Genomic DNA, 20,492 nt, shown 5'->3' on the forward strand with positions numbered 1-20,492 from the left:
CAAATAGAAAAAAGAGAATCCCGGATAGGAATTCTCTCGTTTGTTTATCTTGCAAGCCATCCGCCATCAACAGCTAAAATGTGGCCGTTCATATAATCAGAAGCTGGTGAGCTAAGGAAAACAGCAGCACCGGCTAGATCCTCAGGCTTTCCCCAGCGCCCGGCGGGAATTCGTTTCAGAATCTCTTCATTTCGATTTTCATCGTCACGAATGGCTTGTGTGTTATTAGTCGCAATATACCCAGGCGCAATCGCATTCACTTGAATATGCTGGCTTGCCCATTCGTTGGCAAAAGCTTTCGTCAGCCCAGCGACAGCATGCTTACTTGCTGTATAAGCAGGGACAAAGACGCCGCCTTGAAACGATAGAAGGGAGGCGATATTAACGATTTTCCCTTGCCCATTTTTCAGCATCTGCTGTCCAACCTTTTGCGTGAGGAAAAAGAGACTGTTGATATTCACATCCATGACCGTATGCCAATCTTCCTCTGAATAGTGAGCCGCCTGCTCTCTTTTAATGGTTCCAGCATTATTGATTAAAATATCAATCGTATGCTTCTTTAATATGGCATCGACAGCCTGCTTTGCAGACTGAGGATTAGAAAAATCAACCTGAACCGCATGAAATGATCGGCCTGCCTGTTCGACTAGCGCCTTTGTTTCTTCAAGCGGTGTGTGATGGTACGTACCGATGATATCTGCACCTGATTTGGCAAGCGCCACGGCAATGCCTTGCCCAATACCGGTTCCGGGGCCTGTCACAAGGGCTGTTTTTCCTTCAAGGGAAAAGAGGGACGCTGCATATGAAGTTGTCATCATCCTCGTTACCTCAGCTGATCCATTGGGACAAAGTCCATATCTTTGAACGTATAGTTTTCGCCCGCCATTGCCCAAATAAATGAATAATTCGCTGTTCCTGAGCCTGAATGAATGGACCAGGCAGGTGAAATGACTGCTTCCTCATTTGCCACCACAAGATGTCTCGTTTCAGATGGCTCCCCCATAAAATGAAAGACCCGTGCATCCTCTTCGATATCAAGATATAAGTACACTTCCATCCGGCGATCATGAATATGAGCAGGCATCGTATTCCATGTGTTATTGGTTTCAAGCTGAGTGATGCCCATCATGAGCTGACAGCTTTGGATGCCGTCTGCATGGATGACTTGATACAGGTTTCGTACGTTGGAAGCAGCTGCTTCCCCTAAGTGGTTTGGTGTTAATTCAGCGATGGCTGCTTTTTGCGTAGGGTACGCCCTGTGAGCCGTGGCTGATACTAAATAGAACTTGGCCTGCTCGCCTGATGAACTAGTAAACTGTACATCTTCGTGACCAAGGCCAATATATAAGAAATCTTTATGCTCCAGCACAAAGGCCTCACCATCAACAGTGACCGTTCCTTGGCCGCCGACATTCACAATCCCGATTTCTCGTCTTTCAAGAAAATACTCCGTCCGTAAAAAGTCTCCGGCATCTAGTGTGATCGGCTCAGCTGCCGGCATCGCTCCGCCAATCACCACGCGGTCCTCATGCGAGTAATAGAGCTTTAATTCACCACTGACAAACAGCGTAGGAATATGAAAATGACGACGAAGTTCCTCTGTTGTAAAACGTTTGACCTGCTCAGGATGTACAGCATAACGATTTTCCATTTGGATAAGCCTCCCTTTCCATCTGAAACAAATATTGATATTTTATTTGGTATCGGTTTCAAGGAAAATTTTAGAGGAAAAAGAGAGCGCCGTCAACTGTTATTTTGAAATCGCTTTCTTTTACTCTGATTAGACAAATTCTTTCTATCATCATGCAAAAAAACCTTCTGAAATGCGTTCAATTATGATATGCTCTTTTTAAGTTTATTTGAAATCGGTTTCGAACCAAATGAGAAGATCAATTGTGGGAGTTTTTTTGAATGAAAGAGAAAAAGCAAACGAAAGTCACCATAAATGAAGTTGCAGCATATGCAGGGGTCTCAAAATCAACTGTATCCAGATATATCAATGGCAGAACAAATGAAATTTCTTCAGAAAAGGTAAAAAAAATCAAGAAAGCCATTGAAGAACTCCATTATCGTCCGAGTCAGCTTGCTCAAGGATTGAAGGTCAGAAAAAGCAAGGTCATTGGGTTTATTGTAGCCGACATTACGAATCCATTCTCTGTGGCAACACTTCGCGGGGTCGAAGAGATTTGTGATGAAAATGGATACAGCATCATGGTGTGCAACACAGATAATCGTCCAGAAAAAGAACGGGAAATGCTCCTAAAGCTGAATGCACATTATATTGAAGGGCTCATCATCAATACGACAGGACAGAACAATGACATTCTGGAGGATTTTAAGAAAAACGGTGTACCGATTGTTCTTGTGGACCGGAAGCTGCCTGAACTGAAAGTAGACACAGTGACCACGAACAACCGTGATATCACCATCCGGCTGCTTCAACAAATGTATGAGAAAGGCTATGATCACATCGCTTTCTTTACTGAGCCTGTCGATGGAATCAGCCCTCGTGAAGAACGAAAGGAAGCATATGAACAGACAGCTTTGAGTAAACATAAGAAGCCGATCATTGCAGAAATTGATTTAAAGCAAAAGGAACAAATGCGTGAAGAGATTGTCCGTTTTTTACAATCAAACGAACAGAAAAAAGCGATTTTAGCCGGTAATGGATTACTCATGCTGAAGCTGATTAGTGAACTTGTAGAGCTTGGGGTGAAGATACCTAAAGAGATAGGCATTGCAGGGTTTGATGATACAGAATGGTATAAGCTGATTGGACCTGGAATCACAACGGTTGCCCAGCCATCTCATGAAATGGGGAAAGCAGCCATGCAAAAAATCAAGACGCGGCTAGAAGGGGATGAAAGTGCGCCCCAAACGATTCAGCTTGATGGAGAAATCATAGTAAGGAAATCTTTATAAATGATAGGTAGAGAAGAGTATACATACGTGCATGCTCTCTCTTTTTCAACTGATTTGAAACCGGTACCAAGAAAGGGGAGAAATGAGTGAAAGCGTTGGATGCGGTCACATTTGGGGAATCAATGGCGATGTTTTATGCAAAAGAAGTTGGAGAGCTTCATCAAGTGCATACATTCCAAAAGGCACTTGCTGGTGCAGAGAGTAACGTGGCTGTCGGCTTGGCGAGGCTGGGCTTTCATGTGGGCTGGGTGAGCAAAGTCGGAGCAGATTCACTTGGCACATTTATTTTAGAAGAGCTTCAAAAAGAGGGTGTCGATACAAGTGCAGTGCTCCGTTCAAATGATGGGTCTCAAACGGGAATCTTACTTAAATCTAAAGTGACGGAAGGAGACCCTGACGTCACGTATTATCGGAAAGGCTCTGCTGCGAGCACAATGAGTCCAAGCGACTTTCCCGCCGCTTATTTCAAACAGGCAGGCCACCTTCATATGACTGGTATTCCGCCTGCCTTATCTAGTGAAATGAGAGCGTTTTCTTTTCATGCCCTTCAAGAAATGAAGGAAGCGGGCAAAACCATTTCATTTGATCCAAACCTAAGGCTTCAGCTATGGAAAGAGGAGAAAGATATGATTCAGACGGTGAATCATATCGCCTCACAATCGGATTGGTTTTTTCCAGGGCTTGCAGAAGGGCAAAGGCTCACAGGTTATCACGAGCCAGAAGAGATTGCAGATGTTTATTTGCAAAAAGGTGTCAAGCTAGTGGTCATTAAGCTAGGGGCAGAAGGTGCCTTTTATAAAAGTGCAGCCGGTCAGGGAATTGTGAATGGGTTTTATGTGCAGGATGTCGTAGACACAGTTGGAGCTGGTGATGGATTTGCAGTGGGGGTCATCAGCGGCTTGCTTGACGGCTTATCACATGAAAAATCCGTGACAAGAGGCAATGCGGTCGGGGCACTTGCAGTGATGTCACCTGGCGATAAGGACGGACTGCCAACCCGGAAGGAGCTTCAGGCTTTTATGAAAGAAGCCAAGCGATATCAAAGGCGGGAGTACATGAAAGGGGATGAGAGATATGGGAAAGTCAGCAAGTTTGAGCGTTAAAAAGCAGCTCGCGTCTTGTAAATTGATCGCAGTTGTGAGAGCGGGTAGTGAAGCAGAAGGTATTGAAATGATTGAGCGTTTAAAGAAAAAAGGAGTTCGTGCCATTGAAGTGACGTATACCACGCCAAATGCTGAACGCATCATCGCATCCTTTCAGGAGGAGCAGGACCTCATAGTAGGAGCGGGAACAATTACGACGCTGGAGCAGGCGCAATCAGCCATTGAGGCAGGTTCGCAGTTTATCGTTAGTCCAGGATACCTTCCTATGATTGGAGAACATCTTTCATTTTACGACACACTCTATGTACCAGGGGTTCTCACCCCGAGTGAAATCATGCAGGCAAAAGCAGATGGCTATTGCTTGCTCAAGCTTTTTCCGAGCGGCTCCTTCGGTTTATCCTATATGAAAAACTTACAAGGTCCATTTCCAGAGATTGAATTTATTCCTACGGGCGGCATTCATCCAGCTGATGTTCCAAAGTGGCTCAAAGCAGGCGCGGTGGCTGTTGGTATCGGAAGTCAGCTTGAAAGCAGTACAGCAGAGGAATTACAAGCCGTTCTTTCTTCATAAATACTTGTCAAACGAACAAACAACTGGCTCGTTGATGCCGGTTGTTTGTTCGTTTATCTGACATAACAGCAGATGAAATTTCAACTCTTCACGTACAATGATCGTGAAGGAGTGATGGAAATGTACATTCTACAAGATGAACTCACGGATGGACGAATTGACCAGCTGATTACCGCACATATAGAAGAGATGAAGGAGCATTCGCCGCCAGAAAGCATTCATGCCCTTCCATTAACTGATTTAAAAAAGCAAGATGTCACCGTGTGGAGTGTGCGAGATGGAGAGGAGCTTCTTGGCTGCGGAGCGTTAAGGCAACTGTCAAGTGAACATGGGGAAATCAAATCGATGAGAACCGTAGCCCTCCATATGCGAAAAGGTGTAGCGAGATATATGCTGAATCATCTTCTCCAAGAGGCAAAACGGCGCGGCTACACACGTGTCAGCTTAGAGACAGGCGCAATGGCTTTCTTTGAACCAGCAAGAAAACTATATGAGAGCGCTGGGTTTCAGTATTGTCCGCCTTTTGGTACATATCAAGAAGATCCAAACAGTTTATTTATGACAAAGGAATTATAGAGGTCGAGAGAGTATGCTTATAAGCAGCTCTTTTTTTTATGCGGGAATAGTGGAAAGGAGGAGGACTCGGTGAAATTATCTAAGTGGATTGGAATGAGCGCATTTCTCACATTTTGTGTGGTATCTGTCATCTTCTTAACGTTATTAGGTCAAGATTTATTTAAAATTGAAAGCGCTTCCGATAAAGCGGAGTCAACGTATCAATATCATTTTGTCCTTGTACCGGAGGAACTTGATAATGAATATTGGCAGCTTGTACAAAAGGGAGCTGCGGATGCGGCAGACGTTCATCACGTGTATCTAGAATATTTGGGCCCAAAGCAAGCGGATGTAGACGATCATCTGAAAACCATTGATATGGCAATCGCTGGACATGTTGACGGCATTATGACACAGGGACTTGAGGCGAAAAAATACAAACCGCTTTTTCAGAAGGCGAGGGAAAAAGGAATTGATGTTGTCACCGTCGATACAGATGCAGAGGGGAGCAAACGTCAAGTGTATGTAGGAACGGACAATTACTATTCAGGCTTTATCGCAGGACAGGCACTCATTGCAGATACAAAAGGTGAACAGTATGTAGGAATTGTCACAGGCAGGCTGGATGCCATTCATCAAAAGCTGCGTGTCAAAGGCTTTCGAGATGCCGTCTCCGCTGAAAAACGCATTCATATTGCTGGAATAGAAGAATCAGCCATTACGAAGTCAGGTGCCTCAGGTGCCGCTTATAAACTATTAAACGATCATGCGAAGCTCACCGCATTTTATGGCACAAGTGCATTAGATGGTGCAGGCATCATTCAAGCAATCGCACAGTATCAATCATCCACTGATTTTTATGTGCTTGCATTTGACACATTGCCTGATACGATTCAGGCGCTTGATGATGGAACGATTGATGCCGTGGTCGTGCAGCATCCTTATGAAATGGGCTATCAAGCGGTTGAATCGCTTGTTCGTTTGCAAAAAGGTGAAAAAGAAGAACCGCTTCAGTACACGGGAACGAGTGTGATCCGGCGCGGGGATCTGCCTCTTCAGCAAACAGACAGAAAGCAGGGGATGCAGCCATGAGAAGGATTCGAAGTAAGCTGTTATTGGCATTTTTAATCCTTGTGCTTCTTGGCAACGTAGCCGCTTTTTTTGTCTACTGGAGCAGTTCAAAAATCACATCAGAATATAGCCGGAGCTTTCGTTCTTTTCTCCTGCTTAATGATATCTCGACAGAGGCGAAAACGATGTATGAAAAGGTCAATGCCTATGCCATTGAAAAGGATCGGAAGTTTGCCAAAGAATATCTTACGTCAAAACAGAAAATGAAATCATACGATCAAGCGCTGCGAAAGGATGCCGGTCTTCATGCGGCAATTCCTTCTATTGAAAAATATCAATATATGATGCGGACGCTCATCAATGAAAGTGATGCGACCATGACACATGTAAAAGAAGGGAAAATCGAAGAATATGCTGCAAGTGTGAAGGAAGTGAGAACCGTCTCCTCCTATATACAAGAGCAGACGATGACCCTGCTTGATGATGAATTATCTGAGTATCAGATACTCTATCAATCTCTTCAAAAAAGGCATCAAACCTATGCGCTCTTTACCTTATGCCTGTTTACGTTATCAATCGGGGTCGCCTTATGGATGGCGTATATGATTGCTGGCGGGATCTCAAGACCCATCGTTCATCTGTCCCGAAGCGTAAAAGAAGTATCAGAAGGAAATTTTGATGGAGCGAATTTGCATGTCACCTCAAAGGATGAAATCTCTGTTTTAAATGAAGCCTTTCAGCGAATGCGGCAAGAGATGAAAATGATGATTGAAGAGATCAAACAAAAGGCAGCATTGGATCAAAAAATCAAAGACATGAAGCTAAAAACGCTGCAAAACCAAATGAACCCACATTTTTTATTTAACACATTAAACATCGTTTCACGTATGGCTTACTTAGAATCAGCAGAAGCCACATCGAGGCTGATTCAATCCGTTTCCACGCTGATGCGGTATTCGCTGTCTGCTCTTAGTACATCCGTTACATTGGAACAAGAAGTGAAAGTGGTGAAAGAGTATTTTCATATACAAGAAACGAGATTTGCCGATCGTATTACGTGCAAAACGTCCATCGATGAATCGTGTTTATCTGTGCATATCCCAAGTCTTACCTTACAGCCGCTTGTTGAAAATGCCTTTATTCATGGCGTCGAGCCAAAGGAGGAAAAGGGACTTGTCGAGCTCTCGATTTATCAAGAAGGCGGCTATGTGATGATTCGGATTCGGGACAATGGGATGGGCATCAATGAACAGGAGAAAAGAAGATTGCTGTCAGAAAAAGAAGAGGAAGATCCGAACATACTGAGTAAAGGCCACTCGACAGGGATCGGTCTTCGGAATGTAATGTCAAGACTGCGCTTGTTTTACGGGGTGCAAGATGCCCTTCAAATTGATTCAAAGCCAAACGAAGGCACCACCATACAATTGGCTATTCCGATGAAGGAGGGACCGGCATGCTGAACGTGCTGATTGTCGATGATGAAAAAATAGAACGGCTAGCGATGCGGAAATTCTTAACCGAATGGGTTCCAGAGTGTCATATAGCAGGAGAAGCGGAAAATGGAAAGAAGGCGGTTGAATTCGTGCGATCTGAGTCCATTCATCTTGTGCTCATGGATATTCAGATGCCTGGCATGGATGGACTGACAGCGATCAAACAGATCAAAGCAATCAGTCCTCATACAAAATTCATTATGCTGACAGCCTACGATACATTCGATTATGCCAAGCAAGCGATGCAGGAGGGGGTGAAACAATACCTCGTCAAACCAGCTGACAAAGATGAAACCATCGCAGCCATTCAATTTGTAGCAGCAGAGATACAGCAGGAGGCGTCTCTGCGGCAGGCGGCAGCGGCCGATCAGCAGTCAAAGTGGCTTGAAGCGCATGTCATGAACGGTCAATCCTATACATCCATGGAGTTTCAACAACTATTCTCCGAATATGAAGCAGGTCTTATCATTGCTGTGCAGCGAACAGAAGGAGACCAGCTGTTGATCGATTTACAGAAATCTGCACGATTTCATACGGTGCCTATTCAGATGGGGGGAGAACTGTTTACATGCCTCATTTATAGTCAGCAGGGACCAGGTCCGCTAAAGGCAGAGGTGCTGCAAGCCATTCGAGCTGCCATGACAAACGGTCAGCCTTCACCTGTCGTTGGCATAGGGCACCCAGTCTCAAACCCGCTTCATCTTCAGAAAAGTGCAGCAGAGGCGAAGCTTTCCTATTATCAGCGAAAAAAGAGTGGCGGCGTTGTTCGTTATGGCTTTTACCAAACAGAGGTGAAGCCCGGTCCATTGATTCATCTGCCGGAGCTTGCAGACAGCATGATGCAGGCGCTCGAGGAAGGGAGAAGAGAGGATGCGCTGGCTTTATTTGATGCCTTTCAATTAGAGGGGGCGACGATTTCGCAGGTAAAAGAACTGCTGATTCTCTTCAAATCACGACTCCGTACAGACCTATCGATATTGACAATCAGCACCGCAGCTGAATGCCGCCAGTGCTGTGAACACCTATTTGATGTGTATGAAGCGAGAACCCAGACCATCAATGACATCGAGCGGGCAAAACGTTACATCAAAACATATTATTGTGAACAGATCACGCTTGAGCAAACGGCCGCTTATGTTGATTTAAGTCCAACCTATTTCACAAAACGATTTAAAGACGAGACTGGTCTGACATTTAAAGAGTATGTGACAGCCTGCCGGCTGGATAAGATCAAAAAGCTCCTCAAAGACAGCACGCTTAGCTTAAAAGAAATTACCTTTCAGGCAGGATATACAGATCCTAATTACGTCAGCCGTGTGTTTAAGAAGATGGTCGGCTGTTCACCGAAGGAATATCGAAAACGGGCCGTAAAAAAATGAAGAATTTCATAAAAAAGTGAAGAAGTTTGCCTGAAAAAAAGCAAGGATCTGCCATTATACTTATTTTTATAACGCTTACAAAATGGGGATAGGGGGATCAATTATGAAGTTTAAATTAGGCTTTACACTGCTGGCACTCTGTATGCTTATCGTCACTGCCTGCAGCTCATCGACGAACTCAGAGGCAAAAAAAGAAGGCGGAGCGGAAAAACTCGAAATTTTCTCTTGGTGGACAGGAGCAGGTGAGGAAGACGGGCTGAAGGCACTCATCCAATTGTTTGAAGAGAAGAATAAAGACATTCCAATTGAAAATGCAGCCGTCGCAGGTGGTGCTGGTACGAATGCAAAGGCTGTCCTGACTAGCCGTATGCAGGGAAATGATCCGCCTGCTACGTTTCAAGTACATGGCGGGGCGGAGCTGAATGAGAGCTGGGTCGCGGCAGGCAAAATGGAGCCTCTGGATGATTTATATGAAAAAGAAGGCTGGAAAGACAAATTTCCAGAATCACTGATTGACCTTGTCAGCAAAGACGGGAAAATCTATTCCGTGCCAGTAAACATTCACAGGGGCAATGTGCTTTGGTATAACAAGAAGGTATTTGATGATGCAGGCTTAGAGCCGCCAACGACATTTGATGAATTTTTCAAAACAGCAGATGCATTAAAGAAAAAAGGCATCACACCACTTGCACTTGGAGATAAGGAGCCTTGGGCAGCGACTCATTTGTTTGAAAGTGTTTTGCTGGGTGTATTAGGGGCAGATGGTTATCAAAAACTTTGGGCTGGCGACATGAAAATGGATGACCCGAAAGTGAAGGAAGCGGCAGACATCTTTGGACGTATGCTCGAATACGTCAATGACGATCACAGTTCACGTAACTGGCAGGATGCCTCACAGCTCGTGGCAAAAGGAGAAGCGGCAATGAATGTCATGGGCGACTGGGCGAAGGGGTACTTTGTGAATGATCTTGATTTGAAGGTGAATCAAGACTTTGGATACGCGGCGACTCCTGGAACGGAAGGAAGCTTTATGGTGATCACCGATACATTTGGACTGCCAAAGGGTGTGAAACAGCCAGAAAACGTGAAGAAATTCTTATCCGTTTTAGGATCTGTGGAAGGACAGGATGCGTTTAATCCGCTAAAAGGATCGATTCCAGCACGTGTGGATGCAGATGTATCAAAATATGATGAATACGGAAAATCGGCGATGAAGGCATTTAAAGAGTCAAAACTGGCGCCGTCTCTTGCTCATGGCTCAGCTGCTGAAGAAGGGTTTGTGACAAAAGCGAATCAAGCCGTCAATATCTTCGTGACACAAAAAGACAGCAGTCAGTTTGTTTCATCATTAAAAGATGCAATGAAATAAAGACGAAGGAGGCGGCGGCTAGGCACCGCCTCTTTTTTTAAAAAGGAGTGTAGCTTCATGCGCATGGACACATCGCCGATGACAAAAACACCTGTGCCCAAAGTTAAACGTATGCGGAAAAAATGGAATGGAGACCAGCTGCTGGCGCTGCTCTTTTTAGCCCCGTCAGCGGTTTTATTATTCATCTTTGTTTACGGTTTTATTGGCTGGACAGGATATGTGTCATTATCAAACTGGACCACGCTTGTTCCTGATTTCTCTTTCGCAGGTCTTCGCAATTATGTCATGCTGTTTCAAGATTTCCGCTTTCAATCAGATCTTCGAAACACGGTCTTTTTCACTTTATTTTTTATTGGAGCGGTCATTGTCTCTGGTCTCGCACTTGCGATTTTACTAGACCAGAAGATCAAGGGGGAATCTCTTTTTCGGAATTTATTCTTCTTTCCGATGGCCCTTTCCTTCGTTGTCACAGGAGTCGTATGGCAATGGATTTTAAACCCGTCAACTGGGGTGAATTTATTTTTGAAAACGCTTGGTATCCAGCCTAAGTGGTATACGGATACGAACATATTGGCCGGATTTGTCTGGGGGAAAATTGAGTTTGGTGTACCTGCGGCCATGATTGCTGTTGTGATTGCAGCTGTTTGGCAAATGACAGGCTTCTCTCTGGCGATGTATTTGGCGGGTCTGCGAGGAATTCCAGAGGAAGTAAGAGAGGCTGCTAGAATGGATGGCGCAACGGAGTGGCAGATTTACTGGAAAATCATCTTCCCTCTTTTAAAACCGATTACTGCAAGTGTTGTCATCATCATGGCTCATATTTCTTTAAAGATCTTCGATTTGATTTACTCGATGACAGGACCGGGTGCGAATTTTGTCACGGATGTTCCGGGCGTGTATATGTTTGAAATGACCTTTAGAGGAAACCATTATGCAGGCGGTGCCGCCATTGCGGTTGTCATGCTGATCTCTGTTGCGGTCTTTATCGTGCCATATCTCCTGTCGAGCCGGAAGGGGGCTTCATCATGACAGCCAGATGGTTTGTCCGTCCAGTTCTTTATGCTTTATTGATTTTGTGCAGTCTCTTTTTTCTGATGCCTGTTTATGTCATGCTCGTCACAAGCTTGAAGCCATTAGGTGAAGTCACCCTTGAGCGAATGTGGTCGCTGCCATCTACTATCGATTTTTCAAGCTATCAAATCGCGTTTGAAAAGCTGGCGCCCAATTTAATGAATTCTCTTTATCTTGTCATTCCTGCTACTTTATTGTCCGCTGTTTTAGGTGCAATGAATGGCTATGTCCTATCAAAATGGCGTTTCAAAGGGTCAGAAATCGTCTTTACGCTGATGCTCTTTGGGATGTTTATTCCATATCAAAGTATTCTGATCCCGCTCATTCAATTTTTGCGTGAAGTCGGATTGTATAATTCAATTCCAGGGCTTGTGCTTGTCCATGTCGTATATGGACTTCCGATCACAACGCTCATGTTTCGAAATTTCTATGTGAGCATCCCAGATGAAATGATTGAATCGGCGAAAATGGATGGTGCAGGATTTATCGGGATTTTCAGACATATGATTCTTCCGCTTTCGATCACAGGATTTGTTGTGGTGGCTATTTGGCAGTTCACAAATGTGTGGAATGAATTCTTATTTGCGGTCACGATGACCACTGCGGAGCATCAGCCGGTGATGGTTGCCTTGCAAAATCTATCAGGCAGTCAAATTGTGCAATGGAACGTCCAAATGGCAGGAGCGATATTGGCTGCGCTGCCGACACTACTCGTCTATATTCTTCTTGGGAAATACTTTGTCAAAGGGCTTCTTGCTGGCTCTGTCAAAGGGTAAAATATTTTTTGTGTTATCGTTTTCATTCGTTGTACTGAAAGGATTGACTTCTCTTTAGATAGCGTCATAATAAAAGTTGAGACTTACTAGTTTTCATCAAGCTAGGTAAGGATTATCAAAGGGTAGCAAAGGGAGGAGTCATCCTGAATGAAGCAGTCACCAATTTTTTTACTGCCTGAATTGAAGGAGAGAATATGGGGAGGTACAGCCTTAAGGGATCAATTTGGCTATGATATTCCTTCTGATCAAACGGGAGAATGCTGGGCAATTTCTGCTCATCCAAACGGACCAAGTATCGTGCAAGACGGTCCATATAAAGGGAAAACGCTGATCGAACTTTGGAACAATCATAGAGAATTGTTCGGGGGGATAGAAGGCGACCGCTTCCCGCTGTTAACTAAAATATTAGATGCAAACCAAGACTTGTCCGTTCAAGTTCATCCAGATGATGATTATGCGGAAAGACATGAAAATGGCGAGCTTGGAAAAACAGAGTGCTGGTATATCATTGACTGCAAAGAAGGAGCAGAAATGATCTATGGGCACAATGCAAGAACAAGAACTGAGCTAGTCACCATGATGAATAGTGGAGATTGGGAAGGTCTTTTGCGGCGGGTGAAGATTAAGCCTGGTGATTTTTATTATGTGCCAAGCGGTACCATCCATGCGCTTTGCGAAGGAACGCTTGTCCTTGAAACGCAGCAAAGCTCAGATACAACCTATCGCGTATATGATTATGAACGAAAAGACCAGGATGGCAACGAACGTGAACTTCATTTTGCGCAAGCGATTGATGTCACAACAGTTCCTCATGTAGACGGGTATGCAGATGAATCAGTTGAAACACGGCGGGGAGTGACCATTCGTACATTTGTCGAAGCAGAATATTTCTCTGTGTATAAATGGGAAATTGATCAAAAAGTAGAGCTTACGCAGGATTATCCGTTTTTGCTATGCAGTGTGATTCATGGAGAAGGGTCTTTAGAGCATGACGGACACACATATCCACTGCCAAAGGGCGCTCATTTTATTCTGCCGGCTGAAACAGGAAGCTTCTCAATTGAAGGATCTTGTGAACTGATTGTGTCGCACATATAAGGAAAAGAGGACTTCGAGGGGGTCCTCTATTTTTCTATTGCATAAATGACTTGAAAGAGTACTTGTTTTTGTCGATAAAGAGATTAGTAGACTATTATGCAAAGTTAAGAGAGGGACAGGGAACGTGAAAAAAACCATCAAGATTATGTTACTCGCAGCTGCCTTTGGTATGACATTACACACGGGTAAAGAAGCGCAAGCAGCCTCCTATGTCGATCAATCCATTTATACGATGAACACCTCAAAGGTATTTACAACAGAAGCAGAAGTGAAAAAAGCAGTGGAAACACTAAAGAAAGACAAAAAGTGGACAGCCACTTATCAAACCTCAGGAACTACGTCGACCTATCAGCTCACTGCTTCAGGATATGAGTCGCAAGCAGCAGCGAATGCAAGTGCAGCTGCATTAAAAAAAGAAGTGGGCATGAGTGGTACGGTGTCTCCAGTAGGTGACCGCCTTCCTTTACAAAAGGTCGTATCTGACCCAGTCAATGATGAAAGTCAGGCGAAAAAGCTCTCACTTGAGCTAACAAAAACATCAGGGCTCAATAGCTCCTATGAAGTCATCAATCAAAGCAAACCTTCTTATCAGGTCATATCAGGAACCATTGATTCTGAAACGAAAGTGAAAAATATTCAAACTGAGCTGCAAAAGCAGGCAGGTGTCACCAGTACATACCAAACCGAAACGAAAGCTGGCACTGTGTATCAGCTGATTTCAAGCGGTATTGTTGGACAAAGTAAGGCGAATACCATTCTGCAAGGCTTTCAAAAGGCATCCGGCTTAACAGCAGTGCTTCAAACGGTGACAGCGGGTAAGCCGTATTACATCGTCACATCCGCTGCACAAGCGAACGAGTCGAAAGCACAGACGCTCCTTACTCAGCTGCAAAAAGAAGCAAAGATCAGCGGGAAGATTCAAAAGACTGGTGCCTTAAAAAATGTCTACAGCTTGGAATCAGGCTATTTTAAAGACAACAAACAAGCAGCTTCAGCTGCAGCTCAGATTAAGAAACAAACCGGTGCTGCAGGTGCTGTCCAGCGAGTGGGAAAAACAAAAAATTATATCGTGAAGCTCAATCAATTGAACGATACAGCTTACGGCAAAACGGTAGCCTTTTTCAAGAAAAAGAAATGGCGCTACACCTCCAAAAAGATTTCTTCCACACAGCCATATCAAGTCGTGACGGGAAACCTTTTAGGAGATGACCAAGCGAAAAAAGCAGCGGCTTTCTTCCAAAAGAAAAAAGTATCTGCGACAACGAAAAAAACAGGCAAGGTATCAGACAGCACATATCGACTCGTCGTCAATCAAGCAGTGGACCAAGCGAAAGTGAATAAAGGTGCCGCCTACTTAAAAACGCAGAAGCTGACAAGCAGCATCAAGACAAGTAAGGGACAAGCTGTCAGCAAAACATATAGTCTTAAGACAACACCTGTATATGAACAAACTAAAGTGAAGCAGGCTCAAGAGATTATCAAGAAAAATGGCGTTCCCAGCAGTACAAAAACGCTGACAGAAGCGGTCAAGCAATACCGTATCATGACAGAGCCGACAGTGAATCAGACAAAACTGAATCAAGCACTCAGCTATTTAACGAAACAAAAAATGAAGGCTGTTGCACAAAAAACAGGCGCAGCCGATTATGCTCAATATCAGATCAAAACAGGTGTCATCTCAACCGCTGCACTGCGTGACCAAGGCTTGGCATTTTTCAAAAAACGGAATGAAACCGCTGTGTATACAACAACAACGAAACCAACTTACAAAATTAACATTACGCAGCAATTTACAGGATTACCAACTGTAAATGAAGCCATTGCATTTGTGAAAAGCCAATATGGCTGGACTGCCACAGCCGTAAAAATTAAAAATGGCCCAATGGTCATGCAAACGAACTACAACCTTACTATCAATGAGATGGTCAACAAACAAATGAAGGTATCACCACAGACAGATGGTGCGGCCTATGTTTATGCAGCATATGTAGACCAAGCCACATCGACAGTGAATACGGATGGCTTAAATGTTCGTTCTACACCTGATTCTAGCTCTGCAAGCAACATTGTGGCACAGCTCAATAAAGGAGCAAAAGTGAAACAGCTTGGGAAAGAAGGGAACTGGATCAGGATCAACCTCGGCTGGAGAAATGCAAGTGCAGCAGAGGTGCAAAAATATGTAGATCCAGCTAATATTGCCGAAGGCACGCAATCTTATTTTCAATTTCTGAAACTCTCTGAAGCTGCGAATCTCAATCCAGCAGAGGTCAATTCAAAGATTTTAGCAGGAAAAGGGATTCTTGCGGGTAAAGGACAAGCCTTTATTACAGCAGCAAAAACGTATCATATCAACGAAATTTATCTTATTTCTCATGCGTTGCTTGAAACGGGTAACGGAAGTTCCATTTTAGCGAATGGTACAATGTATAATGGAAAGAAAGTTTATAACATGTATGGCATTGGCGCATATGACAGCAATCCGAATTATCTAGGTGCAAAGTATGCGTATGAACAACAATGGTTCACGCCAGAGGCGGCCATTATTGGCGGAGCAAAATTCATTGGCAACAGCTATATCAATAATGCCACATACAAGCAAGATACAATTTATAAAATGCGCTGGTCGGCTGCAGCGACTCATCAATATGCAACAGATATTGGCTGGGCTTCTAAGCAAGTCACTCGCATGTATAGTTTGTATAACCTGCTTGATGACTATACGCTGTATTATGATATCCCGGTGTATAACAAATAAAAAAACGTCCGTGCTTCCTAATGAGAAGCCGGACGTTTTTTGTGTAGGAGCAGCTGCTGTTCAATAAATGAGAGGAGCTGCTGACTGGATTGTCCCTTTGAATATTGGTTCCATTCCTCAGCAAAGGTTTTGATTCGTTCTTTATTGGTTGATCCGTTTAGGTGCAAAAGCTCCTGCAAGAGTATGTCTTGAGTGACGCAAGCCTTACCAGGAATGATATCTTCATACCGATCGACTAAGCCGCGTTTCTCTCGATAAGTGTCTAAGTCATAAGTGAAGAACAACACAGGCTTTTCGAGCAGTGCATATTCAAACACAATGGACGAATAATCTGTCACCAGGACATCACAAGCACAAAGCAATGGATAGAGCGGCTGATCGGACACATCAAATATCCATTCACCGTCTGTTTCTGCTTTCGCTAAATGTTTGACCGCAGGATGAAGCTTGACGAGCAGAATGTAATCGCCATTCAGATCAGTTTGTAACTGCTCTTTTGAAAAAGGCAGCACAAGACCGTCCATTGCAAAGTCTCGATAAGTTGGTGTATAGAGCAGGATCTTTTTCCCTTTTGGAACATTATTTAGCTTCAAGGAAGGCTGGTGCTGTTCATAGTACACATCCGTCAATGGTACACCAGTTGGTAAAAAGCGTTCATCATTGACCCCAAACGAGGTCTTGAAAATCTCACGCATGTGATCTGAGCCTGTCACAATGTAATCGAAAGACGCATAGACACGTTTGAAGCGTTCGATGTCACGGGGACTTCGTTCAGAATTTGAAGCATCTTCGAGCCCGAATTTTTTCAAAGCCCCATTTGCATGCCATACTTGAATACAGGTGGTAGAAGGCCGTTTTCTGAGCACACTCGTCATGAGAAAGTAATTATCTGTCACGACAACCTTGCTTTTAAACATCGTATACAGACATTGAATGAGATGGAGAGGATTTTTTTCATGAAAATAGCGAAATGACAGATGAGGCTCGTCCTTTTCTATCGCAGAAGCATGCTTCGTATAGAGGACAGTAAGCTTCATTGTCATGTTCGCCTGTTGTTGATAAGTATGAATGAGAGCAGCCGCATTCTCTTGGAATGAAACAAGCAGCGTCACCTGGTTTTCACGAGGCTTCACGCCGCTCATCAGCCATCCAATGAAAGAAATAAAAGCTGCGTAACATGAAATCATCATTGAGCGTATATTCATCATTTATCAGTCTCTCACAGCTGCTTCGTCTGATCCTTTACCTGCTCAGGATAATAACGTTTTTTTCCTTTGCTTTCCTTTAAGACGGCAAAAGCGTACTTAGGAATATTGAGCATTCGTTTCCATCTCCATGGATTCACAATCAATCTGTACAGCCATTCTGTATTTGTCTTAATCATCCAGCGTGGTGCACGCTTCACCGTTCCGCTAAATACATCAAAGCTTCCGCCTAAACCGATGCAAACAGCCTGCGGGAATAAATGGCGGTATTCGTAAATAAAGTTCTCTTGGTTTGGATAACCTAATGCAACAAACACCATATCAGGTTTCGAGCGCGCGATTTGCTTCGCAACGAAACGTTTATCGGCTTGATAGCCGTCACAGCTTCCGGCAAGGACCACATTTGGATATTCCGTATCAATTCGCTGTTTCACAGCCTCAAGCACTTCTTTTTTCGCACCATATAAAAAGATTCTTTTAGACTGCTTGTTTGCTAGATCAAGCATAGACATGAAGACATCAAAGCCGGCAATTCTAGACTTAAGCGGACTTTGGGTCATGCGGGACATCAATACGACGCCTACGCCATCCGGCAGTACATAATCCGCAGATGAGACGACTTGATGGTACGCATGATCCTTCATGACGGCATAGCCTATCTCTGGATTGACAGTCGCAATCATGGCGCCTCTTCTCTGAGAAATATGGTGCTGGTTCATATAGCTGATAAATTCATCTAAGTCGCCGTTTACATAAGAAAGGTTAGAGACCACTTCTGTTTGCATTGTTTAGACCTCCTTTTTAACTTGTTATCTATGAACGTCCATTGTAAATTCATTCTTCGTCTACTCATCATTTTATCACAGATGCTCCATGAAATATTAACAATAACTTTACAAACCTTTAAATTTCATGACATTTTCATCATTTCATCTGGACAATCCTTTGTGAAACATTGATTCTTCGGACTTTTCCTCCTGCGCCCAATAAATTGGAAATAGTTTGTCTTTACATCCGCTTAACGTTTGGTGGGCGCTGTGATATAATGAGGTTCCGAAGAGCGAATCGAATATCACAGAATTACGGATAAATTACTGCACGAATGCAGTCGAATAAGGATTGAAGAAAGGAGTTTATGTTTGCAATGAAGAAAGTTATTACTTACGGTACATTTGATTTATTACACTGGGGGCACATTAAGCTGCTAGAACGTGCAAAGCAGCTCGGAGATTACTTAGTGGTGGCCATCTCTACAGACGAGTTTAATTTACAAAAATCAAAAAAAGCTTATCACAGCTACGAGCATAGAAAGCTGATTCTTGAAACCATTCGTTATGTAGACGAAGTCATTCCAGAAAACAGCTGGGATCAAAAAGTCCGTGACGTGCAAGAGCATGATATCGATGTGTTTGTCATGGGAGATGACTGGGAAGGTAAATTCGATTTCTTAAAAGAACATTGCGAAGTCGTATACTTGAAGAGAACAGAAGGCATCTCGACAACACAAATTAAGGAAGAAATTGCGGGACTTTAATAGATCGAAAAAAAGTACTTCTTATCTTTTGGTGAGAAGTACTTTTTCATGTAAAATACAATGAGCAAGTCATCATTATTTTTAAGGAGAGCTTCCTTTGTTTCAAAATTGGATGAAGAAAAAAGTTGAAGACACATTGGTTCAATCTGAACAACATGAAACGATGGCATCAATGGACGTGCCTGATATGGACTATTACTTTATTGTGGGTGATGTGCCAAAACAGGATGAGAGCTTAACGAAGTCTTTAAAGACAAGGGTTAAGCCTTTGGCTGATCAACATAAACGTACTGCAATTTTAACTTTAAATTACGATGCAAATGTGAAGGAACGTATTCATCGCATAGGAGAGTTCTTTTCTCCTGAGGTTGACATATTGAATGTATATGAACACTATATTCTACCGGAAAGTGGTAGTAAAAGACGTTACTCGGAATTTATTGTTGGTGAATCATCGCATTCGATCAATGAAGCAGTGATTCCAGCAGATGAATCCACGATTCAAGTGACGAGATATGTATTGCCTGCTTCCCCCATTTGTTATATTGATCAATATAATGAAGAGCAGCAACTGGTGAAGAGGGAAGAATACAATTGGCAGGGCGTTTTATGCAGAGTACAAAGCTTTGTTCCCCATACAGGTGCACTATACTTAGAGGAATTGATCAATGACGATGGCAGTATTTATATGGAGTTCATCTACCATGGAGATGTAAAAAAGAATCCAGTTCGGCATATTAATTGGTATAAAAAAACAGGGATTCAAACATTTACAAAGAAGACGGATATTAAACAATTATGGCTATCCAGCATTCAATCACAAAATGACCGTTTGAAACTGATGATCACAGAGGACCGTGATCAGGACCGCCACCTGTTTAAAATCGATCAGCCTGAAACAACCTATTACGCTGCATTTGTGCATCACGCACATTATGAGGAAGATCTGCATCAAGTCAATTCTCAATATGGAGAATTATTTAAACAAATAAGAAAACAGCAAGTGGATGCTGTCTTTTTTGGGGATACTAAACATAAAGAAGATGTCGAAAAACTATTGGGAGAACAAGCTTATTTTTATTTTGTTCCTTCTGACGAAGAGACTGTTTGGAATACGGCGATTCATCATATGCTCGAAAATCGTGAGCATAAAGATGAACTGAGAGGGATCGTTGACAGCATGAAATGGGTCTTGCGTGATCTAAGCTCTGAGCATCATGTTCTTCACCTTCAACTCGAGTTAAAAGGTGAAATGAGTCATGCGGATCATGTGCAAATTGATTTCGCAGGATATGATCGAGTGAATGGAGCTGAAATCATCTCTCAAACAATCGATGAGAACCATCAAGTCAGCTTCCCAATCGGCCATTTTCAAACAAAGAAAAACATTGAAATCAACCAAACGAAATTTGTGGATTTTTACATTCGTTTTAAAACAGAAGAACTTCAAGAGGTTTTGCAGCGTCTAGAAATAGAAGGTGAGCTGCTTACGAATAAACCATCGTCCATCGATGGATGGTCATATCAAACGAAACAAGGCAACTATTCTTGGAAAGTGAAATAGTGATATAACATAACGGTAAGATTTCT

General features: G+C 43.3%; 18 protein-coding genes. 14 read left to right on the top strand and 4 right to left on the bottom strand.

Annotated features, from left to right (window positions below):
- Positions 1 to 44: 44 nt before the first annotated feature.
- Both kduD and kduI read right to left on the bottom strand, forming a co-directional pair.
- Positions 45 to 818, bottom strand: coding sequence for a 2-dehydro-3-deoxy-D-gluconate 5-dehydrogenase KduD (gene kduD / locus EV579_RS11825; protein ID WP_024426292.1), 774 nt, complete (start codon positions 816 to 818; stop codon positions 45 to 47).
- Between the two features lie 5 nt (positions 819 to 823).
- Entirely contained in the window at positions 824 to 1,651 is an 828-nt protein-coding gene (kduI, locus tag EV579_RS11830; RefSeq protein ID WP_024423659.1) for a 5-dehydro-4-deoxy-D-glucuronate isomerase, read from the bottom strand.
- Between the two features lie 260 nt (positions 1,652 to 1,911).
- On the opposite strand from kduI, the gene EV579_RS11835 reads away from it, so the two are divergent.
- The 12 genes from EV579_RS11835 to EV579_RS11890 all read left to right on the top strand — a co-directional run bounded on the left by EV579_RS11835 (position 1,912) and on the right by EV579_RS11890 (position 16,163).
- Positions 1,912 to 2,922 (top strand): LacI family DNA-binding transcriptional regulator, encoded by a 1,011-nt coding sequence (locus EV579_RS11835; RefSeq protein WP_133744487.1) that lies wholly within the window; start codon positions 1,912 to 1,914, stop codon positions 2,920 to 2,922.
- 86 nt (positions 2,923 to 3,008) lie between these two features.
- Positions 3,009 to 4,025 carry a sugar kinase gene (locus EV579_RS11840; protein WP_103131699.1) on the top strand — a complete coding sequence of 339 codons (1,017 nt, stop codon included), beginning with the start codon at positions 3,009 to 3,011 and terminating at the stop codon, positions 4,023 to 4,025.
- On the top strand, positions 3,997 to 4,596 hold the full coding sequence (locus tag EV579_RS11845) for a bifunctional 4-hydroxy-2-oxoglutarate aldolase/2-dehydro-3-deoxy-phosphogluconate aldolase (RefSeq protein WP_133744488.1): 600 nt from the start codon (positions 3,997 to 3,999) through the stop codon (positions 4,594 to 4,596). The genes EV579_RS11840 and EV579_RS11845 overlap by 29 nt, the downstream gene beginning before the upstream one ends.
- A 120-nt stretch (positions 4,597 to 4,716) precedes the next feature.
- A complete protein-coding gene (locus tag EV579_RS11850) occupies positions 4,717 to 5,172 on the top strand; it encodes a GNAT family N-acetyltransferase (protein ID WP_133744489.1) in 456 nt (151 codons plus the stop codon).
- 69 nt (positions 5,173 to 5,241) lie between these two features.
- Positions 5,242 to 6,243 (top strand): sugar-binding protein, encoded by a 1,002-nt coding sequence (locus EV579_RS11855; RefSeq protein ID WP_133744490.1) that lies wholly within the window; start codon positions 5,242 to 5,244, stop codon positions 6,241 to 6,243.
- Complete coding sequence (locus tag EV579_RS11860) at positions 6,240 to 7,682, top strand: sensor histidine kinase (protein WP_133744491.1); 1,443 nt, start codon at positions 6,240 to 6,242, stop codon at positions 7,680 to 7,682. Before EV579_RS11855 ends, EV579_RS11860 begins: the two co-directional genes overlap by 4 nt.
- Complete coding sequence (locus EV579_RS11865) at positions 7,676 to 9,094, top strand: response regulator (RefSeq protein WP_133744492.1); 1,419 nt, start codon at positions 7,676 to 7,678, stop codon at positions 9,092 to 9,094. Before EV579_RS11860 ends, EV579_RS11865 begins: the two co-directional genes overlap by 7 nt.
- Before the next feature lie 103 nt (positions 9,095 to 9,197).
- Entirely contained in the window at positions 9,198 to 10,463 is a 1,266-nt protein-coding gene (locus tag EV579_RS11870; protein ID WP_029706335.1) for an ABC transporter substrate-binding protein, read from the top strand.
- 57 nt (positions 10,464 to 10,520) lie between these two features.
- A complete protein-coding gene (locus tag EV579_RS11875) occupies positions 10,521 to 11,492 on the top strand; it encodes a carbohydrate ABC transporter permease (protein ID WP_133744493.1) in 972 nt (323 codons plus the stop codon).
- The gene (locus EV579_RS11880) at positions 11,489 to 12,310 is read left to right on the top strand and encodes a carbohydrate ABC transporter permease (RefSeq protein WP_044333316.1); all 822 of its coding nucleotides are present in this window, start codon (positions 11,489 to 11,491) and stop codon (positions 12,308 to 12,310) included. Before EV579_RS11875 ends, EV579_RS11880 begins: the two co-directional genes overlap by 4 nt.
- Before the next feature lie 147 nt (positions 12,311 to 12,457).
- On the top strand, positions 12,458 to 13,408 hold the full coding sequence (gene manA, locus EV579_RS11885; RefSeq protein WP_133744494.1) for a mannose-6-phosphate isomerase, class I: 951 nt from the start codon (positions 12,458 to 12,460) through the stop codon (positions 13,406 to 13,408).
- 124 nt (positions 13,409 to 13,532) lie between these two features.
- The gene (locus EV579_RS11890; RefSeq protein ID WP_133744495.1) at positions 13,533 to 16,163 is read left to right on the top strand and encodes a glucosaminidase domain-containing protein; all 2,631 of its coding nucleotides are present in this window, start codon (positions 13,533 to 13,535) and stop codon (positions 16,161 to 16,163) included.
- Positions 16,164 to 16,180: 17 nt separating this feature from the next.
- Here EV579_RS11890 and EV579_RS11895 read toward each other — a convergent pair whose 3' ends face one another.
- Both EV579_RS11895 and EV579_RS11900 read right to left on the bottom strand, forming a co-directional pair.
- Positions 16,181 to 17,371 carry a CDP-glycerol glycerophosphotransferase family protein gene (locus EV579_RS11895; RefSeq protein ID WP_133744496.1) on the bottom strand — a complete coding sequence of 397 codons (1,191 nt, stop codon included), beginning with the start codon at positions 17,369 to 17,371 and terminating at the stop codon, positions 16,181 to 16,183.
- 11 nt (positions 17,372 to 17,382) lie between these two features.
- Positions 17,383 to 18,153, bottom strand: coding sequence for a WecB/TagA/CpsF family glycosyltransferase (locus EV579_RS11900; protein WP_024426277.1), 771 nt, complete (start codon positions 18,151 to 18,153; stop codon positions 17,383 to 17,385).
- Positions 18,154 to 18,512: 359 nt separating this feature from the next.
- Between EV579_RS11900 and tagD the strand changes: the two genes are divergently transcribed.
- Both tagD and EV579_RS11910 read left to right on the top strand, forming a co-directional pair.
- Positions 18,513 to 18,902 (top strand): glycerol-3-phosphate cytidylyltransferase, encoded by a 390-nt coding sequence (gene tagD, locus EV579_RS11905; protein WP_008343212.1) that lies wholly within the window; start codon positions 18,513 to 18,515, stop codon positions 18,900 to 18,902.
- A 97-nt stretch (positions 18,903 to 18,999) separates the two neighbouring features.
- Complete coding sequence (locus tag EV579_RS11910) at positions 19,000 to 20,466, top strand: alpha-glucosyltransferase N-terminal domain-containing protein (RefSeq protein ID WP_133744497.1); 1,467 nt, start codon at positions 19,000 to 19,002, stop codon at positions 20,464 to 20,466.
- Positions 20,467 to 20,492 lie beyond the last annotated feature (26 nt).

It is taken from the genome of Bacillus sp. BK450, from assembly GCF_004364885.1.
Lineage (GTDB): Bacteria > Bacillota > Bacilli > Bacillales > Bacillaceae > Bacillus > Bacillus safensis.